Annotated in this window: 15 protein-coding genes; all 15 read right to left on the bottom strand. The window is 39.8% G+C overall.

Annotated elements, in window-relative coordinates; translation table 11 throughout:
* Positions 1-2 precede the first annotated feature (2 nt).
* The 15 genes from KJA58_RS02595 to KJA58_RS02665 all read right to left on the bottom strand — a co-directional run bounded on the left by KJA58_RS02595 (position 3) and on the right by KJA58_RS02665 (position 25010).
* The gene (locus tag KJA58_RS02595; RefSeq protein WP_213357902.1) at positions 3-1514 is read right to left on the bottom strand and encodes a hypothetical protein; all 1512 of its coding nucleotides are present in this window, start codon (positions 1512-1514) and stop codon (positions 3-5) included.
* A gap of 9 nt (positions 1515-1523) precedes the next feature.
* A complete protein-coding gene (locus KJA58_RS02600) occupies positions 1524-2963 on the bottom strand; it encodes a hypothetical protein (RefSeq protein WP_213357903.1) in 1440 nt (479 codons plus the stop codon).
* 2 nt (positions 2964-2965) lie between these two features.
* Complete coding sequence (locus KJA58_RS02605) at positions 2966-4399, bottom strand: hypothetical protein (protein ID WP_213357904.1); 1434 nt, start codon at positions 4397-4399, stop codon at positions 2966-2968.
* A gap of 330 nt (positions 4400-4729) precedes the next feature.
* Positions 4730-6112: a hypothetical protein gene (locus KJA58_RS02610; RefSeq protein ID WP_213357905.1), complete on the bottom strand. Its 1383-nt coding sequence runs from the start codon at positions 6110-6112 to the stop codon at positions 4730-4732.
* 156 nt (positions 6113-6268) lie between these two features.
* Positions 6269-7618 carry a hypothetical protein gene (locus KJA58_RS02615; protein WP_213357906.1) on the bottom strand — a complete coding sequence of 450 codons (1350 nt, stop codon included), beginning with the start codon at positions 7616-7618 and terminating at the stop codon, positions 6269-6271.
* Between the two features lie 545 nt (positions 7619-8163).
* On the bottom strand, positions 8164-9570 hold the full coding sequence (locus KJA58_RS02620; RefSeq protein WP_213357907.1) for a hypothetical protein: 1407 nt from the start codon (positions 9568-9570) through the stop codon (positions 8164-8166).
* A 188-nt stretch (positions 9571-9758) separates the two neighbouring features.
* Positions 9759-11111 carry a hypothetical protein gene (locus tag KJA58_RS02625; RefSeq protein WP_213357908.1) on the bottom strand — a complete coding sequence of 451 codons (1353 nt, stop codon included), beginning with the start codon at positions 11109-11111 and terminating at the stop codon, positions 9759-9761.
* Positions 11112-11131: 20 nt separating this feature from the next.
* Positions 11132-11698 carry a hypothetical protein gene (locus KJA58_RS02630; RefSeq protein WP_213357909.1) on the bottom strand — a complete coding sequence of 189 codons (567 nt, stop codon included), beginning with the start codon at positions 11696-11698 and terminating at the stop codon, positions 11132-11134.
* The gene (locus KJA58_RS02635) at positions 11692-13248 is read right to left on the bottom strand and encodes a hypothetical protein (RefSeq protein ID WP_213357910.1); all 1557 of its coding nucleotides are present in this window, start codon (positions 13246-13248) and stop codon (positions 11692-11694) included. The genes KJA58_RS02630 and KJA58_RS02635 overlap by 7 nt, the downstream gene beginning before the upstream one ends.
* A 181-nt stretch (positions 13249-13429) precedes the next feature.
* Positions 13430-14734 (bottom strand): hypothetical protein, encoded by a 1305-nt coding sequence (locus KJA58_RS02640; RefSeq protein ID WP_213357911.1) that lies wholly within the window; start codon positions 14732-14734, stop codon positions 13430-13432.
* Between the two features lie 560 nt (positions 14735-15294).
* The gene (locus KJA58_RS02645) at positions 15295-16251 is read right to left on the bottom strand and encodes a hypothetical protein (RefSeq protein ID WP_213357912.1); all 957 of its coding nucleotides are present in this window, start codon (positions 16249-16251) and stop codon (positions 15295-15297) included.
* Between the two features lie 149 nt (positions 16252-16400).
* Entirely contained in the window at positions 16401-18944 is a 2544-nt protein-coding gene (locus tag KJA58_RS02650) for a hypothetical protein (protein ID WP_213357913.1), read from the bottom strand.
* Positions 18945-19254: 310 nt separating this feature from the next.
* The gene (locus tag KJA58_RS02655; RefSeq protein WP_213357914.1) at positions 19255-19953 is read right to left on the bottom strand and encodes a hypothetical protein; all 699 of its coding nucleotides are present in this window, start codon (positions 19951-19953) and stop codon (positions 19255-19257) included.
* A gap of 171 nt (positions 19954-20124) precedes the next feature.
* A complete protein-coding gene (locus KJA58_RS02660; protein WP_213357915.1) occupies positions 20125-21615 on the bottom strand; it encodes a hypothetical protein in 1491 nt (496 codons plus the stop codon).
* A gap of 113 nt (positions 21616-21728) precedes the next feature.
* The gene (locus tag KJA58_RS02665; RefSeq protein ID WP_213357916.1) at positions 21729-25010 is read right to left on the bottom strand and encodes a hypothetical protein; all 3282 of its coding nucleotides are present in this window, start codon (positions 25008-25010) and stop codon (positions 21729-21731) included.
* Positions 25011-25079: the final 69 nt, after the last annotated feature.

Below are 25079 nucleotides of genomic sequence, written 5' to 3' on the forward strand. Positions count from 1 at the left end.
TGCTAAACTCTTTTCCTCTTAACACCCAAAATCATCCGCTCAAACTCTTTCATTTCTTCTACAGGACTATTCCCTACATAACCACTGTCATAGAGACTGTCTAATCCTTCTTCTACCTTCGACATCAATTCTGAATCACTCTCACAAAGCTTTCCTATATCCCATAAAGAGTTGGGAAGCTCAAAAAAGTCATGAGCACTTTCTTCATAAATAAACGACAACCTTTCTTCCTGAAACTTAGAACTATGTTGTCCATTTTCAACAAAGTCCAACAAGGATTGCGCATCACCAAAAGCTCTACCGTAAAAAACTGCTTCTCGACAAAACTCGGAGACTTTCTTGCAAAAAAACTCCCAATTCCAATCCACTTTCTCCGGGCAGGATAAGATCCCTTTAGTTAAGGGATCTGTTTGCAAAACAGATAAACAAGCTGGTATCCAACCAGAAAGCTTCTCTATCCAATAAAAAACTCGATCCCTCCCTCCATAAAGAGGATTCTTAACAAAATCTGTCACACAAGAGAAAAATGTACTCTGGTATAGACTCGAACTAAATATGGAGCAGGTTATTTTACCTAAATACGGGAAACTTTGTTTGATCCAAAAAAAGTAGGCGGCTTCAGCAGCCACAATTTTTGGATGCACTTTGATACACCTTGCATAAACACGATTGTAAAAATGAGAATCTATTTGTTCGGAATTTCTCCATTCCCCCTGGTAAATATCATTTATACTCTCAAACTCATTCCTTGAAAAAAAACCCAATAAAATAAAAAACAACTCTCTTTGACTGCGACAGTATGCTCCCGCACCCACGTTATGTTCATACAAAGCTTCTACTTTAGCCTCAAAAGGCCATAAGACTCCTTCTGTAGAAATAGTTTTTGCCATAGTTGCTGGAAATAACCATCTTGACAGCGTAGGCGCATCTAACGCCAACTCGCGAAACTCTTCCTTTATAAAAGAGGCATGACGAAAGTTATCTACAATCCAGGCATCTAACTGTTCCACTTTATGGGCTTCCTTCAGAAAAGCCCCTTCAGCCTTTTTGCTCTCTATTGAAGCCAGAAATGCTTCTTCGGAATCCTTTTTGTTTTTCTCTTCAAGAGAGATCTTCTCGCTCCAAACCTTTTCAAGAAAAACCCTGGACTCTCTTTCTATGTTTTTTGCCTCAGTTTGGAACTGACAAAATAAATGTAAACGCTCGTTACACTTTAAAAGTAACAGAAGGTCAATAAGAAAACAGAAGGCAGCCAAAGAAGCTACTGTCACAAGAGGCACATTCCTTAGAAGAGAATTTAATGACGGGAAGAAAACAAGAACATTAACCACGCCCAATGTCACAATCAAAACAAAAATCAAAGCACTTAAAACACCTATAACTATCCAACACTTTTTTTCTGTTCTAACTTTCAATAGTTTTTGGTTTATACCTTTCTCAAAAACTCTTAGATCTGACAAAACGCTGCTATTGTAAAAATCAATAGCATTTATACCGTTACCTTCTATCGACAAGCTCAACCTTTATCTTAATCCCAAAATTTTTCGTTCCATAGCCTGCACATCCTCGAGAGATAAGCGACCAAAAACGCCGCTTTCACTCAATAACGCCAGGCCTTCCTCTACTTTATCTCTAAGCTCCGAATCTTTGTCACAAAACAGCCCTATTTTCCATAAAGACACGGGCAGATAGAAAAAATCTCTCCCTTCATCATAATCAAAATAAAATCCCTGCTTATAAAGCTGTTCTTCTGGAGTACCGTTAAAAACAAAATCCAACAAATCTGAGGCTTCTCCAAAGGCTGGTTTTATAAAGACTGTCTGTCTACAAAACGCTGCCACCTTTGTACAATAGAAGTCCCAATCCCATTCAATATTCTGGGGGCACACCAACATTCCTTCGGATAGGGGGTTAGTCTGAAAAACAGATAAACAAGCTGGTATCCAGCCTGTAAACCGCTCTAGCCACGCTAAAACCCGACGACTTGATCCATGCAATTCCAAACTCGAGATTTGCTGAAAACTATCAAAAAACGCCCTCCTATAATTGTCAGAATCCTGAAACAACGATGAACTAGCATTGGACAAATAGGGGAAAGCTTCGCGAATCCAGGCCAAATATGCAGCTTCAGCAGCAATTAACTTGGGATATACCTTTAAGCACTTGGCATACAATAAATGGAGGTCAACCCCTGTAGCACCTGATAGTTTAAGCTCTTCCTGATAAATAGAACTGAGAGCCTGAATTTCTTCAAAAGAAAAGAAACCAAGCAAAATAAACTGCCACTCTCTTCTGCACCGAACTTCAACACCTTTTTCTGGTTGATTTCTGTATAAATATTCTACTTTAAAGGTATGAGGCCACTGAGAGCGTTCTTTAGCAATAGCCTCGGCAGTCTTTGCTGGAAACAAACACTTTATCTGAACAGATACATCTACAATCTTATCCTTGAAGTTTTTCTTTATATGCCTAGAGGCCTGGAAACGTTCATTTATCCACAGCTTCGCACTTGAGCCAACTCTGGGAACATTTTCTATCTCCCCTTGAGATTCTATTATGCTTTCGATGCTCACCAAACATTCCGGTCCTTCTCCAACTGTTTGAACAGTTTTATCTCTTAATTTCGAGCTTTCCAGAATAATCTTTGAACAGCTTGTGCTCTCACTAATCCGAAAGAACCCCAAGGAGAAAAACAACAAAAAAAAGAATGCGCCGCAGACAATCTCTAGCAGGGTGAAAATCGGGACAGAAGGGAAAAAAAATGAAGAAAAAACATTCGCCACCCCCAACGTCAAGCCTAAGAAAATACAACAGCTAAAAATGCTTAACCCAAAGAAAAGGACATTTTTCAATATAGAATTACTGCGCAAAGTGGCTCCCAGCTGTTGACTTCCTCCTTGAACTTCCAAAGCATTAGCGTTACTTAAAGGAAATGATGCTGTTTTTTTATCAACTAAAAACACGTTCACTCCCAAAAGCTTTTATCTAATCCCAGAACCGTGAGTTCTAAGGCTATCAATTCATCAACCTCTCCTCCAAGACACTCGATCTCTCCTAAAACTCTTAATCCCTCCTTAATTTTACTCTGGAGCCTTTTGTCCCTTGCTACTAAAGCCCCTAAATTCCATAAGGGATACGGCCTTTCCACAAAATTTGACTCTCCCTTACGGAAAGGAATGCTTACTTGACCTCCGCAGAAAATGGCCTCTCCATACTCTAGAAATGAAGAAAACCAACCAAAGTTTTCCTCATATTCCTTGAAAGAACGAGCTCTTCTAAAGTAAGTCATAGCTTTTTGGACAAACTCTTCCCAAGAAAGATTCTCTACCCCATCAAAATCCGTTATCCCGTTGTCATGAAATAGAAGGACGCAGGCAGGAAGAACCCCGGAGAATTTATCCAAAAACTTAATCACTGCGTTCCTAGGAAATTCGGAAAATCGAACAAAACCATTTAATAAAAACAGACGGTAATGCTTAAATTGTTCGCAAGACGGAATGTGGGGAAATAACTCCTTCAGCCAGTTTAGAAAGACCGCTTCTACAGCAACTACTTTGGGAAACCGAACTATTAATTCGGAGTATAACTGATTACAAAACCCCTCACTCAGCTCTCTGTCAGCAACTTTTTGGCAAACAAACTCCCTCAATAAATCAAGTTCATATAAACAAAAAAAGCCCAGGCTTACGGATATTAACTCTAAAAAAAATCTTTGCGGAAAAACCTCTCTATCAAAAAATTCTTCAGCACGAGCCTGCTTCTCTCTCGAAAATAACCGTTTAACATCTTTAGCTATCCACCCCTCGAGAGAACTATACCCACTTAATGAGATACGCTTGTGATGAAGCTTACATTGAGCATATTGCGGGAAGGCTACCGCCAACTTCATTTCGTCAGAGAAAAATTCAAAGTTGTCTAAGACTTCTTTTTTCAAAAAGCCGCCTCCCAATGCAACCTGAGAGGCTAGATCGATTTTCTTTTTAAAATCTCTTTCAGCCTCAATTTCAGAAAGAATTTTTAATGATTCCTCGGTAGATAAAAAAACTTTTCTTTGGAACTCCTCCTCTAAAGAAAACTCAGAGCCTAAATCTTCTTCTGCAACCACCTCTTGAGCTATCTCAGACTGAATTCCTCTGTCCTCAGTGGAGATCTTGGGAGTAGCAAAACTTTTCTGAAAGCGAGCTACGATACTGATTCCAATAACAGAGGATGCTAAAAGCATTAGCATCACTCCCATAAATACCATGTGCGGCAAGTTGATCCCAAGCCCCAACACTCCTATATTTATAACTCCCCAAGACAGAACCAGCCCACAAGACACAAGAAGGCCAACAAAGATCGCTTTGGCCAATCCCAATCGAGCCATCCTATAACTTCTTTCATCGGTCATAAAATTCATTTCTTGAAAACCATCTTTAGACACAGAAAGAGTCAAAGGATTTGCTTTATCAAAAGAAATCAATCAACAAGCCTCACAAACAAACGAAAACTAAATATGCTAACAAAAAAAAAAAAAAAAAAAAATGAAATTATTTAGTTCTATAAAAGAATTCTAGAAACTATTTATTAGAGCAAAACCACGCTCCATAAACAGGTATAGAAAACATCCTTCCGGATGCAATAAACTGGAAAGTAACTCACAAGAAAAGGGAACACTCAAGCTGTTCCCTAAAGAAAGAAAACAACACAGAGATACTACTCCCATTAGAATACATTCTAGAACTTCTAACTAACTCTCTTGTTGAGATAACCCTAGAATGGTTTTTTCAAAACTCTGAATCCTTCCTATGGACCAGCTTCCAAGATATCCCGCATCAGAAAGCATCGATAAGCCTTCTTCGATTTTTGCCGCCAACTCTGGATCTTGATCTACAAGCTCCTGCATATCCCACAAAGATCTCGGAGAATCGAAAAAGTCTTCGTCTTCTTCAGAACAAACAAACTCTACAGTATCCTTGGTCAACCAATTACTTTTCTCTCTGTTAGAGATGTACTCCATAAAGCTTTTCCAATCCCCTAGGATTCCTTTTCGAAAAATTGCCAACCGACAAAACTCAGAAACCTGTTTGCAAAAAGCACCCCAATCTAATCTCTCCCTACACGCCTGCAAAAGCTTCCCATCTCCAAAAGTATTACGGAAACTTGCTAAGCAAACAGGCCCCCATCCAGAAAATTTTTGCAACCAGAGCATTATTTCCTTATCGTTAGAAGAAAATAGACTAAGAAGGTCCTGTAGCCAACGAGGCCTTTCCGATATATAATCCGAAGGCCTTCTAAAAATCGACTCAGAAGCCCTTCCCAAGTAAGGATAGCTCTCCCTCAACCACATGAAATAAGCTGCTTCAGCAACTATCAGCTGAGGATACTTCTTAATACACTCGGCATACAACAGCTGTTGCTCTCGCTTTTCTGCCTTTCTTCCTCTCACCTTCTCATATTTACTATCTATATCTCTAAGCTGATCGATAGAAAGAAAGCCCAACAAAATGTAAGAAAACTCCTTTGAACAACGAGTTTTTATAGCCTCTTCAACATGTCCGCTATAACGCACCTCCAGATCAATCAAAGGAAGCCATATCTTTTGAACTTGCGTTATAGATGCGACTACTTTTAGCGGATCTTGGAACAAAACCTTGTCTATGTTCGATAGGCTTTCCATCACTGAGGGACTAATATATGAGAAAGCCTTCCCCAAAGTTATCTTGGATTCTATTGGAGTGACAAGTGGAGCAACCGGGACAGGCTCTTCCGATCTTTTTTTCTGAAGCTGCAATAATTTTTGTTCAAGAGCTACTAACCCAGACCTATAGGCCGACAAGTGGAAAGAAACAACGATAAAAATCAGCAAAAATGTGATAAGCAACGCTAGAGAAGCCACAAGTATTTCAGGACCACCTATTCCTAGCAATGATATTCCAAGCCCAAGGGACACGATCCTTTCAAAAACCATAGCAGCAGACACCGCTATGCCAACGAAAACAATCTTCCTAGCACACTCCGACGCAGCTATTTTTTTCTGTAGGACGCCCTCTCCTTCTTGAAGATCCATCAAAGAACCCTCATCCAAAAGACGAGTTAGCCCTGCTCTACTTCTACAGAAACTATCGATCAAAGGACACCTCACCCGAATAAGATCGGGTAGGTTAACAACAATAAAAGAAAAAGAAAAAGCCTTTTTAAAAACTTTTAGTCTAGGATGTTCTCTTTCAGACGTAAAAACCTTGCCACAATTCTTTTCAGCAGACGCAACAAAGGATCTTTACTAACCTTACTTTAGTCCCAGGATTATTAATTCCAAATTTTGAATTTCTCCGACGGTCATGTTTCCTAGATATCCAAATTCTTGAAGAGCCATTAACCCTTCATCAATTTTATCCAAGAGATCGCCATCCTCTTCACATATGGTAAACAAATCCCATAAAGAAAGTGGCGTGGAGAAAAAGTTTTCTTCTTCTCTTTGGTAATCAAAGGCAAACTTCTTTTCACTAGAAAATACTTCTGAACCTTCCTCTACAAACTTCAGAAAACTTTCCCAATTACCAAAAGTATTTTCATAAAACACAGATTCTCTGCAAAATTCCGATACTTTCTGACAGAAAAACTCCCAGCTCCATAACTTTTCTCGACGCAGTTTACAAATATCAGAAGCTGAAACATGACCCAATTCTAAGCTGGCTAAACACGCTGGAGCTAATCCAGAAAGACATCTTGTCAGGGGAACAAATTTCTTGCTTTCTTCAGGACAACTTTTAACAAAATAGCTTAATCGAAGAAAAAAGCTCATTTTGTATTTAAACGCATCCTGAAAGATCGCAGACCTAGCATTACCCAAATACGGGAAACTACTTCCAATCCATGAAAAATAAGCACCTTCAGCAGCTATTATCCTCGGATACTTTTTGATACATTTAGCGTATAACTCATCCAAATCATACGTCCCTTTGGCTTCGGCCGCTTCCCATAAATTACTAATTCCTTTCAACTCATCCCAAGTCAAAAAACCGAGAAAAACAAACGCTAGCTCTCTTTGAGATCGTCGACTAACCGCTCCTTCTACTCTACTTTGACCCAAAAATTCTTCCTGAACAAAGCTAGCCCAGGACACACTCTCTCCCGCTATAACTTCTGCACAAGCTAGGGGGGATTGATAGTATAGTTTCTCAAAATCCTCTAAGATATTCCAAACTCCCTTCTTTACGTAAGGACATTCAGACAAAACCTCTTCTTGAAATTCTTCGGGCAATTCTTCCGTTTTTTTCTCTTCTAGGAGAATGAGTTTCTCCTCAGGCTCCTCTTTGACAACGACCTCTTCTTCACGAGTTAAAAATTCAACAAACTGTTCATCAACGAAAATCATTCCAAAGATAGAGATCAATAACAACGCAGAAAAAACCACGACAAAAACGACTAAAGAGGGGCCCACGATAATATTGGATAAAAGAGCATTGACAACTCCTCCTATTCCAAAAGTTAAGGCTAAAAAACTAAATCCCACGCCACATAAACTTAACCTCCGCAGAAGATTCAACGTCTTTTGACTGTTAATCAATCCCAAATCCTCTGTCTTTTCCAAATAAGATTGTTCAGGACAAACCGAAGGGCTTATGTCAGTACTCATACTCTCTAGATCTCCCCAAAACATAAAAGCAAAGAAATCTTAACAAAGAAGACAAAAAAGACGAACCTCTTAATCGTTAAATAACAGCACCCTAAAAATCAAACGCCTTTGATCAAAAAAACCTACCACCAAAGATTCCTCATTACGAAAAAAATAAATCGCTTCAAACCTAAAATAATCTACTAATGGAAATCCGTTTTCTAAACAGGGCTTCAAAAATTGAGGGTATAATAAACTGGTGCAATACAAAAATTAAGAGCATTCTACAAAAGGAAAGAGTTATTTGAAGCTTTGGTCGTTAGCTCGAGATTTTATTTAACTTGTACACAAAATGTTAACCCCCCCAAAAAAGAACTTCCTTTTTCTGTCGTTCTTGGGAAACTGTAGCCCTACTCATCAAAGCCAAATATTGAACCATGAACAAATACACACACTAGATGTATCCGGATTTCTAATGAAAGACACACCCAAAATAGTTGACCCAACCTTGAATCTATTTTTTAAAAAACCAAAACCTAATCGTCTCGGTCTTTAGACTCATCAGACTATTCTGGAGAAGATGATGTTAACCCCAGAACTATTCTTTCAAAATTCTGAAGCTCCTCGATAGTTTGCGCACCCACATATCCTGCTTGAGATAGGCTGGACAAACCTTCCTCGATTTTTGCTGCCAATTCTGCATCCTGCTCACAAAACGCATGCATTTCCCATAACCCCCCTGGAGAAGAAAAGAAATTCTTATCAGATTTTTCAAAAGTAAATTCTGTAGCCTCCCCTTGGAAACAAGAACTTTGCTTTCCTTTTTCCACAAACTCAGCAAAACATCCTAAATCTCCTAGAGCATTTTTGTGGAAAACTGCGTGGGCGTTAAACTCAGAAACTTTGGATTGAAAAAACTCCCAGTTGTCGCTTTCCTTATTCTTTTCCAAGAAAGCCTTTAAAGTATCAAGCGCCTCTTTTTCTATCTTCAAGCTGGCCAAACACGCTGGCCCCCACCCTGATAGTTTAGCTAAAACCGTTGCAACTTTTCGGATTTTTTCCATCCCTTCAAATATTGAAGAACCAAAAATCAGACGATTTATAAAAGCTGATCTATACCAACTACTACTCCTAAAAATCGAAGATTTAACATCACCCAAGTAAGAATAACTCTCCTTGAGCCAAGACAAATATGCGGCCTCTGCTGCAACTAGTTGTGGATACTTCTTGATGCATTCAGCGTAGCATTTTGAGGAGGTTTCCTCATTTATTACACTAGTATTTTTTGATTGAAACTCTTTACAAAAAGCTCTTAAATCTAACAGCTCTTCTACGGAAAAAAAACCTAAAAGAACAAATAATAACTCTCTTTCACACCGAAAACTAGGCGCCACTCCACTACTTTTTTCGTGCTCCTCCTTAAATCCAGAAGGCCAATACGCACGTATGTATAAAATCTCCTCCATTACAGAGGAGGGTCTAATAATAACATTTCTCTCTTCTGGAGAGAGGGCTTCCCAAACCTGCTTCTTAATATAAGGACACACAAAAGAATCCTTCGTCCCTGCCTCTCTTTCCATTCTAGATTCTAAAGAATACTCAGGAAGCTTTTCTCTAAGATCAATAAGTCTTGACGGTTGCTCCGGATATTTTCTTTGGACATCCCCAGAGACTTCCTGCTGTTTGGGATACTCCTTTGCAAAATCTACGATAAAATCGGGCGCATACTTAATCATAACAATGCTCACAGAAATGCTAGCAACTAACAAAACTGTTGAAAATATCACACTCAAAAAAGAACTAGCGATAACGCTTACGAAAACAGCTGCTGCACAAAAAAATATAAGCAGCAATGCCAGATCCCTGATTACCTCTAATCTAAACAGTCTTGAACTTATTTCCCTTCGGGTTTTTTCAATATCTACAACGTTTTGTTCACAAGATTTTTCCGACAAGAAGCTTTCATGAATCATACAAACCAACCAAAAAAAGAAGCGAAAGAAACAAAATATTTTAACAAAAAAAAAAAAAAAAAATAAATAAATAAATAACGAGAAAAAACTTTCTTATTATTAAAAGAAAAATCCAGCCACTAATTTTAATAAGAAGGACACACAAAACACTTAGTCTCAAAGACTAACCCGCAATTTAGCAAGCCAAACTAGTTATCCTTTTTTATTCCCAAAACCTTCCTTTCAAACTCTTTTAAATCCTCCACAAAGTAACCACCAAGATAGCCACAACGATTCAAAAAACATAACCCCTCCTCGACTCTCAAGGCAAGCTCAGGGTCTTCCTTGCACAACACTCCTAGATCCCATAAAGATTCTGGTTCATCGAAAAAATCTCTATCCCACCGTCCATAAGAAAACTGTATGGGCGCTTGTTTAAATGAAAGACTCTTTGACCCTCGTCTTACAAAATCTCGCAACACTTCAGCATCACCAAAAGCTTTACCGTAAAAAACTGTTTCTCGACAAAGCTCACAAACTTTCTCACAATAGAAATTCCAGTCCCACCCCTCATTTTCGGGACACACTAACATCCCTTGAGTATGCGGGAATGTTTGAAACACCGCCAAACAAGCTGGAATTAAGCCTGAAAATCTATCAAACAAATTATGTATGTCTTTATTCCCAAATCGGCGAACAAAAGCTCTTAGGTTTTCAAAAAAACTCTTCCTGTACTCAGAAGCTGATACAAAACATGCCGCACTAGCCTGAAACTGGTACGGGAAAGCTTTCTTCAGCCATACAAAAAAAGCCACCTCCGCCGCAACTAGTTGTGGATACATTTTTATAAACTTCGCATATAAGACTCGACAACACTCTGGATCTAGTGAAACATTCTCACCATCCAAAAGAGAACATAGCTCACTAAGCTCTAATCGCGTAAGAAAACCCAAAAGGATTATCATACGCTCTCGCTCTCCTCTTTGTTTCACACCAAGATCTGCAGATTCTCTATACAAGTACTCTACCTTACCATCAGTGGGCCAATAATGATGAACTTTAGAAATAGCTTGAGCTGTTAACTCTGGACTCAAACAAATAAGCCTTTCTTCTATAGCCAGTACAGATTTCTTTACAGAATCTTTAATATGGAGCGATTTATCAAACAAATCACAAACCTGCTCTCGATCTTTTTCCGTTGCCAATCCAAGCGTAAACCTTCTGAAAAACAACTTCTGGGAGACACCTTCTTTTAAATAAATAATACCTAGAACAGAGAGCATTAATATAACTAGAGACACTCCAAGGATAACGGAAGCTTCTAACGGAAGCCCTCCGCTCAAAGAGTCAACTATTCCAAAAGACAAAGCATTTAAAACACCAAATATCAATATTGAAACAATGATAGTTAAACTAGCCGAGACGCTAACAAGGAATACTTTTGTTAGAGAAGAAGCCGATGCACTTCCAGAAAATCGTTTATTTGTAAGTACTCGTTCTACACCTGTCTGGTCAAAAAATTCCTTGTTTTTAGCAAAACAAAAATTAGAACAATCAACCACAACAAATCCCTACAACCTTTTTATCTTCCTTTCTTTAAAGAGCTCACAGATCTCTTCTTCAAAGAAATATTCTCCTTCAAGATATAACGAGCAAAATCCATAAACAATTGTCCATCACTATCTTGTTTCCCAAAAAGAGCCGTTAAAATGTCCCTAGAAGACTCTGAAAGAAAGGGCGACTCTACCTCCTCCACAATAACTTCTTTGTCTGGATGTTTTCTCTCCTCAACGACAATCTCCTCACGCTCTCGCTTCTTAATGCTTCTCTCTTTGCTCATCTCTTGAAGAGCACCTATCCTCTTCCACAAAACATCTTCTTTAAAAGCTCTCTTGTATACGAAAAACATTCCCGCACATAACGCCACAAAACTCACAATAGAAACTATGCTCAGCCCCAACAAGTAGTGGGAAAAAGTTAATGACGATCCCATCACTTCAAAGAGAAATAGAGGCACCGTCGTCACTAGACAAATTATTATGCCCAAAACAAGCTCTCTAATGCGAAAAACAGGCGCTGACCTTACTTCTGTCTCTCTACGATTTATTCCTAAACTTTCTTTATTCTCTACTACGGAGGGTACTACCATTTCCCCTCCACAGACTCTTTAAGACCCAAGATCTCTTTCTCAAACGCCTGAATCTCCTCTACGGATTCTTCTCCTAGATAGCCGCAACCAGACAACGCTCTCAAACCTTCTTCTATCTTCTCTCGCAGCTCTTTGTCTTTGTTACATAGAGAAGCCATATCCCATAGCGCTCTTGGTTTTTCTGAAAAATCACAATCAACTTGTCGACCAAACGTAGCGTCTTTCCCGTTCAAATAGATTTCGGATCCTCCCCTCACAATCTCTTCTCTTTCTTCCTCTATAAACCTACGCAAAGCTTCTCCGTCACCAAAAGCTCTTTTTTCCAGCACTTTCCATTTACAAAACTCTGTCACATTACGGCAGTAACTACTCCAATCCCAGCCCACATCATGAGGACACACGGACAATCCCATTGTCCACGGCGCTGTTTGAAATACCGCAAAACATGCAGGAACAAATCCTGCAAACTTCTCCAAAAACGATAGCGCTTTCTTATTCTCTGACCCTCTAGAATTTCTAAGAAAACGATCCAAGTAGAGAAAAATAGCGGCTCGATAATTTCCGCGCTCATGAAACACTGCGTGGCTAGAAACTAGCAGATAAGGAAAACTACTCTTTATCCACGCAAAATATGCGGCCTCCGCAGCTACCAACTTCGGATACTTCTTTATGCATTTAGCATACAACTCATTCAGCCAAACATTATCTCCAACTTTCCCTCTACGCCCTTCTTGATACATCTTATTAATATCTTCCAGCTGCTCAAAGCTTAAAAAGCCTAGTAATATAAACATTAATTCTCTTTTGCTTCGCTCCTCCGCAGCTCTATCTCCCTCCTTAAACTGTATCTCTGGCTTATCTCCCTGCGGCCAAAACTCTGTCACCCTAGCAAATTCCTTGGCAGCAAAAGAAGGCGATACATATTTTGCCTGTTCTAAAACTCCTACCTCCTGCTCCCTAACCTCCTTCTTAACATACGCACACGAACGAAAACTTTCCTTTACCCACTCCTCTACAAAACTACCTACGCCTGGAATTTTCTCTAAAAAAGATCTTTTCTCTACCCTTATAATCTCCTTCTCTGTAGGCTCCTCTCTAGCTTTCTCTTGCCTTCTAATCTCTTCTAAGCCTCTCTCTTCTTCCTTTCGAACTTCCTCTTCTCTCCTCTCAGCCTCTAAACGCTCTTCCTCTTCAACCTTCAGCGCTATAACCTGCTCTTCCATACAAGCAAAATGTTGCTCGATCTTTTTTGCTAAAAAAAGACTCGTCGCAGCAAATAACAACAAACTTCCTGATAGGATTATCAACGAAATGATCGGGACAAACTCTAAAAATGACATCCCTATAACTGCGCTCATTGACATAGCGTTAACTATCCCTAACGCTAGCGCTAATGAAAAAATCAGCACATTTATGACCAGTGCTTTGCAACTTATACTCTTAACGCGCGAGGCTCTCTCTAACTCTTCCCTTACAGCCTCTTCTACAACCTCTACTTCTCTGGCTCTTCCTCCCACCAACCCAGAAAAAGACTCCCCTACTCTCCACATTATTATTAGATTCCCTGCTCCCCTTTCTCTTAAAAACAAAAAATCTAACAAAAAAAAAAAAAAAAAAAAATGAAATTATATCGCTTTTATAAGAAAAGTTTTATTAAACAACCTCATCAATGTTGTTTAATAAAACTCAATAATGAATAGCTCTTAAGAGCTCTTAGAAACCTTCTTCCCTCTACGGCCTTTCTATGCCTAAGATTATTCTCTCTAATCGTTTTATCTCTTCGACAGGATGCTCTCCCAAATACCCACAGCTGTCCAAGCTATCTAAACCTTCTTCTATCCTAGCCCTAAGCTCAGCATCTCGTTCACAAGCACTGCCTATCTCCCACAAAGCATTTGGAGAGACAAAGAAGTTCTTTTCAGCTTTTTCATAATAGAAAGGATCCGGCTGCTCCTGTAGAAAACTACTGGCGGCACCTTTTTCCATGAACTCTATAAAACTTTCCAAATTCCCGAAGACTTTTTTATAAACAACAGTTTTTGAGCAATATTCAGTAACTCTTTTACAAAAGAGATCCCAACCCCAACGTTCTCCTTGGCAAGCAGTGATAGCATTCAAGGAATCTGGAGAAAATAGAAAATTAGACAAACTAAGAGCCCCGAAACCAGAGAGTTTTTCCAAAAAGCTAATAGTCTTCCTAGAAATAGTGAATTGGTTATTACCCGAGAAAAATATTATCCGATCGAAAAGAGCAGACCTATACGACCAAACGTCAAAGAATATCGATGCTCTTGCATTTAAAAGATAAGGGAAAGCTTCCTGCATCCAAGCAAAAAACGCTGCTTCTGCAGCCACAAGCTTAGGGTATTGCTTGATACACTTGATGTACAGCTCGTTGTAAAAGGCCCGATCAATATTTCCTCCCTGGTTTTTCCACTCTTTTTTCTCTCGATCACATAGAACAGCCAAGTCCAGAATTTCTTTCCATGTTAAAAAACCTAACAAAGCGAAACTATACTCTTTCTTACAACGCATATAGATTCCATTTGCACCCTGATATTCACTTTCAGGGTGCACACCAGTGTCGTATTCCCAAAACTCTGGAGCTGTCGCCTCTATAATATCCTTAGCAACAAAAGCAGGATCCTGGAAAGAAAGACGCCCATAAACATCTAGAATATCTTCTTTTACGTATGGCTGCCAGGATTTACGCTGCCTCTCTATACCGTCATGGAGAACTGTTTCGATTTGTTTTTCTAAGAGTGCCGCCCCTTTAACAGAGACAGCTAGTAGTAAACCAGAAATACCTATAGTCAACAAAATAGAAAGCCCCAAAGGAACCCCTATAACAGCATTTACCACACCAAACACCAACGCAGGGATCAATATCAGGGAGCTGAGGACCAAACAAGAAATAACGAGAGCTCTTGCTCCCTCTAAGAAAAATAACTTACTCCCTATAGCCCTAGCCTTTTCGTTCCACGTACAAATAACCTCTTTATCTACATTACTAACACTAGAAACCACACCAGTCATTCTCTAAAACCCAACTTTTAACACCAAAAAATCCATAGGAGATTTACCTCCCGACTAAAAAACTCACAAAAATCTTAAGCTATTTACTCCAGCCTATCTTATAAAGCCTGTGTAGGAAACTTCCGACACCCTTCTTTCAAAAAGAAGAGAAAAACTCCCGATACGTCTAAAAAGACCGCTCAGGCCATTCTAAACCAAGATAATCTTCCCTATGTTTAAAAAGACGTTTCACATACTTCTGTTTACAAAAGCCGGAGAGAGTACATCATCTGCACAAAAATATCAAAAACCCTTTACTAGAAACACTTTAACTCATCTAACATCTAGACCTGTTGGCTTTCAAAGTTGATTAATTTATTCACGTCAAAGGAACAGATGCATCTCAAAACTTTTCAACAATCTAAATTCTTTTGAAAATCGGAAGAACTATACATAATAAAATTTTTAAATAAACTATTTATCTTCACAATTTAGAAAAAACGAAAAGAAAAAATAAAAAAAGAGAGCCTACATTTGCAGACTCTCTTAATAAACGCCAGTCACAAAAAAGCTTCCCTCCCCTAGGATGTTGCACCGCTTGTTTCGGCTTCCTCCTTCCCAGGCTCAGCACCAGATTGCCCATCAACATCAGCAACCTTCTTCTCCTCCTCTCCTCCGCCTAGAGTTTCTTCTTCCACCTCGAGACTACTTGTTAAAAGCGGTACAGGGCTTTCGCTAATCCCACCAGCTAACATTTCCTTGAATAAAACTGCCAAGTTCTTCATCGACTCTACGGCTTCCTGTAAAGCTTCAATTAGATTTTTCTCTCCAAGAACAGGCTCTTTTTTAGTCGACACAGCTTCTAATTCTTCTCCCCCTTCCGTTTCGTTAACTTGAACCTCTTCTTCAAGCTGAGAAGCGCTCCTCGCCTTGATACCGTCTACTTCGTCTCCTCCAGTAGAGTCTCTTGCTTCCGAAGTCTCATTCGCTTCCGCCACTTTTACTTCCGAAACCTCCTCCTCTCCTCCGCTTTCTGAAGTCGTAAACGCACCTTCTTGAAGTTCTTCTTCAGCAACAGATTCTTCAGGAGATTCTGAGGTTCGTACAGAATGCTCTTCCTTTTCAACTTCTCTCTCATCCCCCGAAGGCTCTTCCAATTTGAGCTTAGAAGCTTTTTCAACAGCTCTTTCAAGCGCTAGCTTTGCCTCCTCTTCCACTTCCAATTTTTTTTCTTCCAAAAAGCTTTTTTGTTTTTTACTAATAAGACTGTGACCAGCACTGGAAGCCACGAATCCTATTAACAAGGCGCTAGCTATGACAAGAAGAGCCACGTTCAGCCCTGTAGAAATAGAAGCTATAGTCGACAGCCCTACGAGAACCAATGAAACCAAAAGAGCCGCGCCTAAACCTTGTACTGCTTTAGCAAACAGAGACTTCATACGAGTTGCTATTTCTATTTTTTCATCTAGACTTTTCTGAACACCTTCTTGCGTTCTAAATAAACTAAGAAACTCTACTGGACATTGGGTACTAATCATTGAAAAAACTCCATTCTTTGAGTAAATCATTGAACGATTCTAACAAAACAAAAAAAATTTTAAAAACCTTAAAGCCAAAGCTATACACAAATTTCAAAAAAACTAAAAATTCTCTCTAACGGAAAAACAAAGCATTAAAGTTACATTTATCAGGGCTTTTTCAAGCCTAATATGACTCTTTCAAATTCCTGTAACTCTTCGATGGATGTTTCCCCCAAGTATCCATAATTGCTAAGAAGAGCTAAGCCCTCCTCTATACTGTCCCGCAACTCTGGATCCTCCTCATATAACGTCCCCATATCCCATAAGGGGCGAGGAGAATCAAAAAAGCTCGTAGGCTCCTCGTTAGTCGCAAAAGCAAACTCCTCTTCCTTGAAGATATCGCTATTCATCCCCTTTTGTACAAAGTTCAAGAATCCAGACAAACTACCGTAAGCTTTCTTCCGGAAAACTGTGTGCCTACAATATTCTGAAATGTGTCTGCAGAAATGATCCCAATCTGACAACTGGTTTTTATATTTCGAAATAAGACTTAGACTACGTATGTCCAGGTACAATTTCGATAAGCCAGCAACCTGCCAACCCGACATCTTTTCTAAAAGAGGCATTTCTTCTGGTTCGTTTTCAGAAATAAGATCTACAAATACACGGATTTTATTAAACAAACTAAACCTATAAAGTGATTTCAATCTAAACACAGCAGATTCATCCTTAGCAAGATAAGGAAAAGCATCCTTAATCCAAGAAAAATAAGCCGCTTCTGCTGTAATTAGTTTAGGACATTTTTTAATGCACTTCGCATATAAGGAATTACAGAATTCAGACCCTTCAACTCTTACCAGAGACCTCTCCTGATTGTATATCTCCACTATTTCTTCTAATTCTTTGATTGAAACAAATCCTAATAGGATACAGATCCACTCCCTTCCACAACGAAGCTCAATATTAGAAATGGAACGCAATGCTGTGGATCTAGCCTCTAAATGAACATATAACAACCAACGAAAGACATTGCCCGAAGCTGACCGAGCAACAACTGCAGGAGTAGAAGCATCCACTTCTTCAAACAAACTACTTATTTTGTATTCAGCCGTTTTATAAATTTCGTAAAGATCTCCAAAAAAGAACATTCCCTCTTCTTCTTCGCCTGGCATAGGAGCTTCCAAAACTTCCTCTTCCTCCCCTCTGCGCCCAAATCTGGCTTCTAATACCTCTGAAGCTCTTCTAGCAACCGTACTCATAGCTTCTCTCAGAGCCTCTCTAACACCCAATGAAGCCGCAGCCGGAGTTTCTTCTTTTTCGGAAACACCTTCCTGCTCCCCATCGAATAAATCTTTCATGGCAACTTCCGGTTGCTCCGCTCCCATGAAAAAGGGGACTCTCCAGAAATCCCATGATGAACCGGACTCTAGAGCCCCCGAAAATTTACCCCTTACAGTATTCCAAGCTTCTTTTAACGCTTCCATCACAGTTTTGGGCCCCTGAACTTCTGTGGAGACACCTTCCGAGGACTCTGTAGAAACATCTTCTGCCTTACGATCCTCTCTTTGGATCTCTTTTCTAGCCTCGAGGATCTTTGCAGCTCTGCGCCCTACGGTTTCTAAGGCTATTTTAAGGGCCCTCCTTATGTTGTGTAGTTCTTTTTCTACGGAGCGTTTAAGCCCCTCTCTTTCCTCTCCGACTTCTATTTCTTTTAAAAATTCTTGTACCTCCTGAGATGCTATTTCATCTAGGGTTTCATCGCTAAGAAAAAGCCCACCCAAAGCTTGGGCACTTCCTCTAACCATTAAACCCATCTGCCTTCTGACACTCTCCACAGCCTCTTTTAAAGCCTCTAAAACACTTTTAGCTTGCTCTTTTGCCTCCTCCATTTCTTCTTCAACCAGAGCTGTTGTTTGATGCTCGATAGCGGCTAGCTCTCGCCTTTCCACTTCTTGGAGAGCAGAATCTATGACTCCTTGAAGAACCTCTAAAACTACAGTTTCAGAAGAAATCTCTTCCTCCGGACTCATCCCTCCAGGGGCTGGGTCTACCTCTAATAGCTCTTCATCAACGACAGCTTCAGGCACCTCCATAAGGTTGGGGAAAACATTGACGAGTCCTTCATCAACGGGCGCGACATCTCCTTCCTCAGCAACAAGAGCCATCGCCAGCTCTGGATGAACAATTTCCTCTGTAATGGGAGCTGTAAGCTCTTCTTGAAGGTCCATAAATCCTTCCAGATAGCCCTCTACTAAGCGCTCCACTTCCCCGTCTTTTTCTTGATCCCTTAAAAGAACTTGTAATTCATCTTCACGTTTCAACGGCTTCAAACTTATGTCAGAAACTAGAGGCTCTTCCTCTTTACCTTGCTCTTTTACCACAACCTCTCTTGCTCTCCTAGACAGGCAGCAATGACATAAAGAGAAAATCATCAAAGAAACTAAAGATACGCCTGCTATAGCAACTAGAGGGATAAATTCCAGGAATGGAAGCTCCAAAGCTACGCTTAAAGGAACAACATTTATTACCCCTAAAAGCACCACACTAGACAACAAAAGGAGGCTACAAAATATTATTGCTATAACAAATAGTTTCTGTACTCGGGATGCTGTTGTTAACTTGTGTTCCGGTCTTTCTACAACCTTTCGAAAATCGTCTTCCTTCCCTTCTGATAAACTAAAATCCTGGTTTTTGTACTTACTAATAGCCATTAAAAATAATTCCAACAATCAAACAAAATTCAGAAAATCTTAACAAAAAAAAAAAAAAAAAAAAAAAAAAATTATTAAAAAAAAAAATTTAAAAAAAAAAAAAAAAAAAAAAAAAAAAAAAATTTAAAAAAAAAAAAAAAAAAAAAAAAAAAATGAATTATTAAACAAAAAAATTTGCAAACAAAACATTTTCTATCTTTGAAAAACCTTTCCTAAAGACTCCTAGCAAAGAAAGCGCCAACCTGAATTCTGGAAAAGATAAAATAAAGAAAGCCCTATCCTCTATGGACAAAGACTTTCTCAAGAGATACTAAATACTACTTTCTGGTTGTAAACTTAGTAAAAATCCCGTCAAAGCTGTGGTTATTTCCCCTCCTTCTGCTCCAGGAACAGGAGGATTCTCCAAAGGCTCTTTTATCAAAGAGGCTTTTTCAGCTAGAGCGCTATCCAACTTTTCTTGACTGCTCATAAGAGCTTTAACATCATCTAAAACCTCTACAGAAACCTCTTCATCTGATAGACTCCCAGCTACATCCTCTAAAGCAATTTTAGAATCGACTTGTCGCTCTTCAAGATCTTCCCCGCCAGTCTGTGTAGTAGCTTCTGCCAGCGAAATTTCTTTCGTACAGACCTCCACAGATTTCGCTGCTTCCATATCACGAACAGCCAGAGCTTTTTCCTCCAAAAGGAGGTTTTCTTTTTTTCTCTTTACAAAGTAAAAACATGATCCAGAAACCAAAAGGAAAGCTACAGCGACACTAGATACAGCCAAAGGCAAAGCGTCTAAAAAGAACAATCCAAGGAACCCTCCAAGAGGAATAACATTGACTATTCCTAAAAGCATTAAACTCGACAATAAAACCAGAGCGCTAACGACAACTGCTGTTAACAATATATCACATACGCGCGATGCAATAACAACTTTTCGCTCCACTTCTGTCTTGACATTGTGAAGGTTCAATTCATTTGGGGATAACGAGACATTGCTACAACAATCTTTTAGATCCATTAATAACATCCATTTTCACAAAAAACTAAAAACAACAAAGATAAAAAAAATGGAAATTATCCTATATATAAAGAAAAAATTTGCCCTCTATTTAAAAACAAATTTTACAACAAAAAACACCTACAAGCATATAAAAAAATCAAACAAACCGACAAAAAACAACAACCGCCACTACCCACCGTAGCCTTTTCCAAAGCCTAGAATACATCGCTCAAATAATTGCAAATCTTCAACAGATACACCTCCAAGATAGCCGCAACCAGCAAGCATCGCTAATCCCACCTCTATCTTGACCTTAAGATCAGCATCGTCAGCATAAAACCTCCGCAAATCCCAAATAATTTGAGGATATTCAAAAAAGTCCGTTTCTTCCTCCCCTAAAAGAGAGAATTCTTTTCTCAACAAGAACTTACTACTGTAGCCTTTGTCCATAAAGTCTAAGAAAAAATCCCAATTCCCATAAATCTCTTCGTACAAAACAGAACGTGAGCAAAACTCAGAAACATTACTACAAAACATCTCCCAGTCCACGGGATATTCCTCAGCTCCTTCTTTGAAACTTTCACTGTCCAAAGAGGCTATAGCTACCGGAGCCCAACCAGAAAACTTAGCCAGCAACAATATAGAATCCCTTTTTCGATAAAAAGATACTTCTTCAACAAAAGTCTTCAAACTAAGAAAAAAAGCTCTCTGATAAATTTTTGAATCTCTAAAACTGCCCGATCTAGCAAAAAATGTATTCGGGCAACTTTGTTTCAACCATGCAAAGTAGGCGGCCTCTGCAGCTACTGTTTGAGGAAATCTCTTTATACATTTTACGAACAGGGCTTCATAAAACTCTGAAGAACCTTCTCCCCCTTTTTCAACTTCCTTGTCGTACATCTTCACGATTTCTTCAATCTCAAAATATCGGAAAAAACCAAGAAAAACTAAAGGCAAAGTCGCTTCACAGCGATATAGCGTTGCGAACCAAGCATCCTCTCTAAAACTGCTTTCAACATTAAAAAGAACGGGCCAACGAAACTTTTGTCTGGCAATGGTTCTAGCAACTAAAAGTGGGCGTAAAAGAAACCGTTGCTCACAAGAACCCGAAGTATATTTTCGAACATCTTGTTTAATGTATTTACACGATAAAAAAGCTTCCCTTAGGCTGTCTCCTTCTAATTCCTCTATATTTAAATCTGTAGGCTCCAAGTCCTCCGAAGCTATAGATATTGATAATTTTGTTCGCCTCTGCTCTTCCAATAACTCTTTTTGCAGCAAGAGGGTTCTCCTACATGCTTCAGAGAAATTACATCCCAAAGCAGACACCGTAGAGATAAACAAAGCTATTCCAACACAAAGAAAAATTTCAAAAGGCACACTCCCTAAAAAAGTTGTACATCCCGCACACAAAAGAACAGCGTTAACAACCCCACAACCAAAAGCCAAGACAACAAACAGCCCACTAATAGTCATGCAGATGAAAAAAAAGAACTCCATTAAATTAACAACTGCCAACTTATGCTTTAACTTCTCTTCTAACGCGTAATAACCTGTACCTCTTTCTTCATCCCTGGAAAAACTGCTATACCTATTAGACTCGATGACAGATCCCAACACTACCCCAATGCACACGACAAACAACAAAACTGAGAGAACTATACTCCCGAAAAAATCCAAAAAGATTTCCTTACTAAGAAAAAGTCTTCGATCTTAAAAGCTTTCAAAGAACAATGTTGTATTTTCTACCAGAGAAACAGGACCATCTCCCCTAACCCTCTACCTAGTTTTTTCTAATCACTTTCTTCAGAAAGCTTTCCTGATTGTTCTAATTCTTCTGTCTCCTCTCCTTTAGAACCAATGAATGCATTCAAATCCTTCAGAGCCTCCTCTAAACCTTCCATTTGTTCGAAAAATCTATCCTCTGTTTCAGGTTCTTCTACTATGCATTCCAAAGAACTTTCCATCCTCAATGATTTTGATAGCAGGCTCTGAGACCTTTTTCCTCTGTCCTCGTATAAAAGCCGCCTTACAGGAGATGGCGAAAATAAAGGACTGGGCCTCTTTGCAGGACTCGCGACAGCCCTCCCAGCATCCGCAGTTAACCTTACAGACAATATTTTCTCTGAAACCCCTGGACTAGAAGATACTGGCATAGGTATCTTAGACGCGCTAGACTTCCTCGCTCTAGAAGATTGAGTAGCTCCCCTTTCTAGCTGAGAAGCCGAGAGTGATTTTTCTGGCGATGACCTTGGAGTTTTCAAAATAGGGATCTTGCTCATTCTGGCTCCAGAAGCCTGCGTACCAGATTTTTCTCCTATGGAAGCTGAAGGTGCTTTTTCTCTTTGTAGAGATTTTGGTGACCCTGGTTTCGGCGGCGTCTTAGATTCACTAGTTTTCCTGGCTCCAGAAGCCTGCGTACCAGATTTTTCTCCTACAGAAACTGAGAGAACTTTTCCCGCCAGCAATGACTTTGGCGACCCTGGTGTCGGTGACGTCTTAGAAAGACTAGTTTTCCTGGCTCTAGAAGCCTGCGCACCAGACTTTTCTCCTACGGAAACCGACAGTCTTTTTTCTCTTCGCGAAGACCTTGGCGCCCCCAGTTTCGGCGGCGTCTCAGACCCACTGGCACTCCTGGCTCCAGAAGCCTGCGCACCAGATTTTTCTCCTATAGAAATTGCTCGCGATCTTTCTTTTCTTGAATGTTGCTGCAGGTCCTTCTGCGTCGATATTCTAACCCTACTCGTACTCTCCCTCTCTAAAAATCGCATGCTAGAACCACTATCTGAGGGAGAAGGACTTAAAAAAGAAGGCATTCTAGATTTCGGGTGTATGGGAGTTTCCAGAACTTCTAGCATAGACTGCCCCCAAAACCCTCCCTTAGGGGTTGACTGAACGAACGCTCCTTGCGCTCGCAAAAAACTCAAAGTTGCACTCCCTTTCGGCACCTCTAACCTCGGGGACTTCAAATCCCTCTTTGCCTCTACTCTACTCTCCTTAGAACTCTCTAGCAATCCTGATGACACTCTTTTAGCTGATAAGAGACCTCTTCCTTCCTCTCTTCTAGGACCCTGCACCGGCAAAGACTTCTTTTCAGACTTTTTCTTGAGACTAGGATCCTCTTCCGAATACCCTGGTATCCCTAAAGACATCTTTGGCAATCTATCCGCTGGACTAGTTCTTTCTTTCCTTTTTTTGTCTTCTAATGTCTTTTCTTGATCTTCAACCGCGTCACTTTTTCCTTCGACAGGAGATAACTGACTACTATACAAGAAACTTTCTGCTACTCCCATTGTTAGTTCTAGATCACTCAAGCTTTCCAATCTGATATCTAATTCTCTATCTTCCTTCTTTTTAGCATCCTCATCTCTATCAAAAGCAACTTTAACAATAGGCTCTCTCTCCTCTAGCTCCCTTTTTTCTAGGTCGTCATCGCCAGACAACAATGATTCTTGTGATTCATGCTCAGGCTTCTTCTCCAGAGAAAATTTTTCTCTTGCTTCCTTTTCTAAAAAAGCTCCTTCTACACTAACTTTCTCTGTAGGAGCTTTTCCTTCTTCTATGGATGCTTCTTTTGACTTTGGCTCCTCCCTTTTATCCTTAGGCACCCTTCTTTCCGGCCTTCCATCAAAGCTTTCCTCCTCTTCCCCATCGGAAACAATAGACTCTCGCAAACCAAGGATCACCTTTTCAAACTTTTGAATCTCAGCAACACTCTGTCTTCCCAAATAACCGCAACGAGTTAACAAAGCTAAACCATCATCTATACTAAGAGCCAACTCCGGATCTTCTGCACACAAAGGCGCCATATTCCATAAACACCTTGGTTGATAAAAAAAGTTCGTAGAAGACCTTGTATAATCAAATACAAGGTCTTTTCTCTTAAACGACTCGCTGTCACCTCCCAACTCAACATATTCCAATAATGACGCCGCCTGACCAAACTCTCTGTTGCAAAATACTGTCTGATCGCAGTATTCCATAACCTTCTTGCAGTACAAATTCCAATCCCAATCAACTATTGTTGGACAGACCAAAACTCCTGCAGAACGAAACAATCTTTCTTCTAGAGCTAGAAAATTGGGAGCAAAGATGGCTATGCAAGCAGGTATCAGTCCAGCAAACTTATCAAACCATTCAAGAACCTTATGATCTTTATCTTCAGAGAAACGCTTCAACTCCAATAAGAACTTTTTCCGATAAGAAGCATCTCGAAACATCGCGTGCTCAGCTCTACCAAGGTAAGAGAAAGCTCCTCGCAACCAAGCAAAGTAGGCCGCCTCTGTAGCCACCAGAGCAGGGAAAGCCTTTATACATTCGGCGTATACACGGTTACAAAAATCTAGATTAAGGAGATCCCCGTTGGCAAGCTCCCTGTGCAATAGAGCTCTAAGAGAACGCATCTCTCTCCGAGTAAAGAAGCCTGAGAAGACAAACCCTAGTTCCCTTCGAGATCTTTCATAGGCTCCTGCGTTGGGACAATTTCTATATACGAGCTCTACCTTCTGCTGCGCAGGCCAAAGGAAGTGCACTCTAGAAATAGCAATGGCAGCATCTGCAGGTTTCAAACAAGCCTTTTTTAATGAGATATTCCAATCTATTTTTTTGGCAGCCTCCTTTATATTGGGGCTAGAAAAAAAATCACTTTCTATCTGTAATTTTTCTTCTAGTGATAGTTCTCCGGGCTTTTTCATATCCGAAATTTTGTAACACTTCTCTAGGATCTCTTTTTTTAGAAAAAGCCTTTGCATAAACCGGGTAGAAATTATAAGGCCTCTTATAGAAGCCAGAAATATCATCAAAGATGAAACCAGGATGATGATACCCCAGGTTAACGTCAAAGAGTTCCCTAACAAGGCCCAAACAATACTTCGAGCAGATAGAGATCCCACTATTCCAAAAGCTATGGGCAAGGAGAGTATTGCTCCACTGAAGAGGATGCAAACGAGAAAGAGTACTCGGATCGCATTAACGGATCTTATTTTTGTCTTAATTTTTTCTATGGGTTCGAAAAGAATTTTTCCCTTATTAACACCGGCTGAAGACGCAGCCCTCACGCACTCACTAACAGACATATCCCTACACCTTGTTGTTGAGCAAAAAGAAAAAACAGGCGGGTAGGATAAGGAAATAACGTGTTTTAT

It is taken from the genome of Chlamydiifrater phoenicopteri (assembly GCF_902807005.1).
Classification (GTDB): Bacteria; Chlamydiota; Chlamydiia; order Chlamydiales; family Chlamydiaceae; genus Chlamydiifrater; species Chlamydiifrater phoenicopteri.